Below are 4,622 nucleotides of genomic sequence, written 5' to 3'. Positions count from 1 at the left end.
GGATGGGACAATGTCCCATCCCCGCCGTTGCACCGTCCATGCTCATCGCCTTCAACAAACCCTTCAATGTGCTGTGCCAGTTCACCGACCGCAGCCAGCCGCCGCGCGCGACCCTGGCCGGGTTCGGGCTGCCGCCTGACGTCTATGCCGCCGGCCGGCTGGACTACGACAGCGAAGGCCTGCTGCTGCTCACCGATGACGGTCGCCTCGCCAATCGCCTGACCGACCCGAAGCACAAGGAAGCCAAGACCTACTGGGTGCAGGTGGAAGGCACGGTCACTGATGAAGCCCTGCAGGCCCTGCGCCGCGGTGTGCAGCTCAACGACGGCCCGACCCTGCCGGCGGGCGTGGAGATGCTGGACGCCCCATCACTGTGGGAACGCACCCCGCCGGTCCGCTTCCGCAAAACCGTCCCCGATGCGTGGCTGGCGATCACCCTGCGCGAAGGCCGCAACCGCCAGGTGCGGCGCATGACCGCCGCCGTCGGCCTGCCCACCCTGCGCCTGGTCCGCGTCTCGATGGGCCCGCACCAGCTCAACGGTCTTCTACCGGGCGAGTGGCGCGAGATCCGGTAGCCGGTAACCGGTAGCGCCGGCCGTTGGCCGGCCCTCGCACAACCGTCCCGACCCCAAAAAACAAAACCGCCGAACAATGTCGACGGTTCTGCTGTTACCTCACAACATCAACAATCACGCATCACTACCAATATCGCTGTGCTCATCAATCACGGTGCTGGTGCGACGGTTGCGCGCGGCAATGCGCTGCGCCTGTCCATCCACCACGCCGCCCTGTGCAGCCTTCTTCTTCTGCTGCTTGCGGTACAGCGCATAGCCCAACAGGCCCACGCCCACTGCCGCCACGGCGATCGTGGCCGCCGGGTTGCGACGCACCACCTTGGCGGCCGCCTTGCCGCCGGTCTTCACCGCACCCAGCGCGGCACCGGTCTTGATCCAGTCGGTGGCCTGCGGACCAAAATGACGCAGGTTGCTGCCCAGGCTGCTGCCTGCATGCTTCAGGCCGTCGCCGGCGCTGCTGGCCAAATCCAGGGCGCGCTCGAGAGCGCGGTCGGTAATCACGGTCAGTCTGCTCATGTGGGGTCCTTTGCCTCGGGTCGAAATCCAGTGTGGCGCGTTCGCCGTGTAGAGCGTGTTATCCGCATCGTGACTGAATGCTGACCGTGCGTTCAAGCAGCCGGGCAGAGCCCGGCTCTACGTCCCGCGCGGCTTGGCGCGGTGCGTGGCGGTGGCGGTCCACGGGTCGTCCGGCCACGGATGCTTGGGATACCGCCCCTTCATTTCCTTTTTCACTTCCGCATAGGTATTGGCCCAGAAGTTGCGCAGATCCTGGGTGACCTGCAGCGGCCGCCCGCCGGGTGAGAGCAGGTGCAGGGTCAGCGGTACGCGGCCGTCGGCGATGCGCGGGGTGTCGGCCAGCCCGAACAGCTCCTGCAGTTTCACCGCCAGCACCGGCGGCTGCGGCGTGCTGCCATCGGCCTCCAGTGCGTAATGAATGGACCGTTCCATCCCCGACGGGACCGCCATCCGCACCGGAGCCAGCTGATCCACGCGCTGCCGCAACGCCCACGGCAGCGGCGACTTCAGCGCCTCGCCCAGGGTGCTCTCATCCAGCGCGTCCAGCCGGGTCTTGCCGTTGAAGGCCGGCGTCAGCCAGTCCGACAAACTCGCCAGCAGCGCCGCATCGGAGACGTCGGGCAGTTCCAGCTCCGGCATCCAGTGGCGCAACCCCACCGTGCGCGCCTGCCACTGGCGCAGCCCGTCGGTCCACGGCAGCGACTGCAGTCCCAGTTCGCGCACCGCCTCGGTCAACGCCTGCGCGGCCTGCGCCGGGTCCACGCGCCCGGCCGAGCGGCTGTCCAGCACGATGCGGTCGAAGCGGGTCTCGCGCAGTGCCACCAGCGCCCGCTTGTCGCCGTCCCAGCGCACCACGTCTTCCTGCACGAAGCGCTGCGGGAAGTCGCGACGCAGGCGGTTCTCGTCCACCGGGGCGGCGCGCAGCAGCAGCGCATCGCGGGCCTCGTAGCGCAGTTCCACCGCCACCAGCCACGGCTCGCCGCGCAGATCACTGGGGTCGAACAGGCGCGCGCTGCGGCCGTTGGCCAGCAGGTAGCGCAGCGGATCGGTGGGATGACGGGCGGCAATCCGGTCCGGGAAGGCATGCGCCAGCAGGTCGCCGAGCTGATGCGCCTCCACCGAAGAGGGCGGGGCGGTGTCGCAGCGCAGGCGTCGCCGCCATTGCTTGCTCGCCGCATCGATGGCGGCCAGTGCACCGCGATTGGCGTCATGCGGGGTGCGGCCCTGACGGAACGCGGCCAGCGCCCGCCAACGCGCTGCCAAGGCATCGCCGCCCTGGCGCAGCGGGTCGCGGGCCTCCACCAGCGCTGCCAGATCACAGGCCAGTGCCTGTTCAGAGCCGGCGGCCGCCGACAACAGCATCGCGGCCAGTCGCGGGTGGGTGCCCAGCGACAGCATGCGCCGGCCCAGTGCGGTCAACGCGCCGCTCTCGCTCAATGCACCCAGTCGCTGCAACAGCTCACGCGCCGCTGCCAATGCACCCACCGGCGGCGTGTCGACAAAACGCAGGTCAGCACTGCCCCAAGCCGCCAGCTCCAGCGCCAGCGAGGCAAGTTCCACCTGGGCCATCTCCGGCCGGCGCTGTGCCTCCAGCCGCTGCGACTGCGGCCACAGCCGCCAGGCCCAGCCCTCGGCCACGCGTCCGGCACGGCCGGCGCGCTGGTCGGCGGAGGCCTGCGCGATTGGCACGACGTCCAGCCGTGCAAATCCGCTGTTGGGGTCATAGCGCGGCTCGCGCGCCAGCCCCGCATCAATCACCACCCGCACCCCCGGCAGAGTGACCGAGGATTCGGCCACGTTGGTCGCCAGCACCACCCGGCGCTGCCCGTTCGGGTCGGGTTGCAGCACGCGGCTCTGCTGTTCCACCGGCAGCTCGCCGTGCAGCGGCAGCAGCTGCACTTCAGCAGGCAGCACCGTGTCCAGCGCGGCCAGGGCGCGGTTGATCTCGCGCTGCCCGGGCAGGAACACCAGCACGTCGCCCGGATGCTCGCGCAGCGCCTGTTCCACCGCGCGCCGCAGCTGTGCCTCCAGCGCCTCGTCGCGTCGCGCCGGGAAATGGCTGATCGTCACCGGATAGCTGCGGCCCGCGCTGCTGATGCGCGGCGCGTCGAGGAACTGCGCCAGCCGCTCGCCGTCCAGCGTGGCCGACATCACCACAATACGCAGGTCATCGCGCAGCTGCGCCTGCACGTCCAGCGCCAAGGCCAGGCCCAGGTCTGCCGCCAGATGGCGCTCGTGGAATTCATCGAACAGCAGCGCGCCCACGCCCTCCAGCAGCGGGTCGTCCTGCAGCATGCGGGTCAGGATGCCCTCGGTGACCACCTCCACCCGGGTACGCGCGGACACCTTGTTCTCGAAGCGGATCCGGTAACCCACGGTCTCGCCCACGTCCTCGCCCAGCTGGCGCGCCATGAACTGCGCCGCACTGCGCGCGGCTACCCGGCGCGGTTCCAGCATGATGATCTTCTTCCCCTGCAGCCACGGCGCGTCCAGCAGCGCCAGCGGCACCTGGGTGGTCTTACCCGCGCCGGGCGGGGCTTCCAGCACCAGGCGGGCATGGCTGCTCAAGGCATCCAGAATGGCCGGCAGCTGCTCGGCAATGGGGAAAACAGGCGTACGCATGCGGCAAGGATACGGGCAGGGCCGTGCTTTACAATGCGCCGCTTACCTGAGTGTGCGAACTGCCCCATGCAACTGATCGATATCGGTGCCAACCTCACCCACGACTCTTTCGACCGTGATCGCGACGCGGTGCTGGAGCGCGCGCGCGCGGCCGGCGTGGTGCAGATGGTGATCACCGGGGCCAGCCGTGAGCACTCGCCGATGGCGCTGGAACTGGCCCGTCAGCATCCCGGCTTCCTGTACGCCACTGCCGGCGTGCACCCGCACCACGCGGTGGAATACACCGAAGAGTGCGACGCCGAGATGCGCGCACTGCATGCAAACGCTGAAGTGGTTGCGGTGGGCGAGTGCGGGCTGGACTACTTCCGCGACTTCGCGCCGCGCCCGGCCCAGCACCGTGCTTTCGAGCGGCAGCTGCAGCTGGCCGCCGAAAACGGCAAGCCGCTGTTCCTGCACCAGCGCGACGCGCATGCCGACTTCATGGCGCAGATGAAGAACTTCGAAGGCCGCCTTGGCCCGGCCGTGGTGCATTGCTTCACCGGCGAGCGCCAGGAGCTGTTCGATTACCTGGATCAGGACTGGTACGTGGGCATTACCGGCTGGCTGTGCGACGAGCGCCGTGGCGCGCACCTGCGCGAGCTGGTCAAGCACGTGCCGGCCAATCGCCTCATGATCGAGACCGACGCGCCCTATCTGCTGCCGCGCACCCTGAAGCCGATGCCGAAGGACCGCCGCAACGAGCCGATGTTCCTGTCGCACATCGTGGAAGAGCTGGCCCGCGATCGCGGCGAGGATGTAGCGTTGACCGCGGCGAATGCCACGGCCGCCACGCGCGAATTCTTCCGGCTACCGTAGAGCCACGCCCTGCGTGGCTTCGCGGTGTTAAACAGGGTCGAAGCCACGCAGGGC

The 4,622-nt window shown here is 69.1% G+C and carries 4 protein-coding genes; 2 read left to right on the top strand and 2 right to left on the bottom strand.

Annotated features, from left to right (window positions below; all coding sequences use genetic code 11):
- The first annotated feature begins 38 nt into the window (after positions 1-38).
- Positions 39-575, top strand: a complete 537-nt coding sequence (locus QMX83_RS20280) for a pseudouridine synthase (protein WP_282298438.1) — start codon at positions 39-41, stop codon at positions 573-575.
- Positions 576-689: 114 nt separating this feature from the next.
- Here the strand turns inward: QMX83_RS20280 and QMX83_RS20275 are convergent, their stop codons facing one another.
- Positions 690-1,091, bottom strand: coding sequence for a hypothetical protein (locus QMX83_RS20275; RefSeq protein WP_282298437.1), 402 nt, complete (start codon positions 1,089-1,091; stop codon positions 690-692).
- A gap of 117 nt (positions 1,092-1,208) precedes the next feature.
- Positions 1,209-3,713, bottom strand: a complete 2,505-nt coding sequence (gene hrpB / locus QMX83_RS20270; RefSeq protein ID WP_282298436.1) for an ATP-dependent helicase HrpB — start codon at positions 3,711-3,713, stop codon at positions 1,209-1,211.
- Between the two features lie 66 nt (positions 3,714-3,779).
- On the opposite strand from hrpB, the gene QMX83_RS20265 reads away from it, so the two are divergent.
- Entirely contained in the window at positions 3,780-4,568 is a 789-nt protein-coding gene (locus QMX83_RS20265) for a TatD family hydrolase (protein WP_282298435.1), read from the top strand.
- Positions 4,569-4,622: the final 54 nt, after the last annotated feature.

Source organism: Stenotrophomonas sp. PS02289, from assembly GCF_029960115.1.
Lineage (GTDB): Bacteria > Pseudomonadota > Gammaproteobacteria > Xanthomonadales > Xanthomonadaceae > Stenotrophomonas.
The sequence above is the reverse complement of the archived record's forward strand: the minus strand, read 5'-3'. Positions and strand labels throughout refer to the sequence as shown.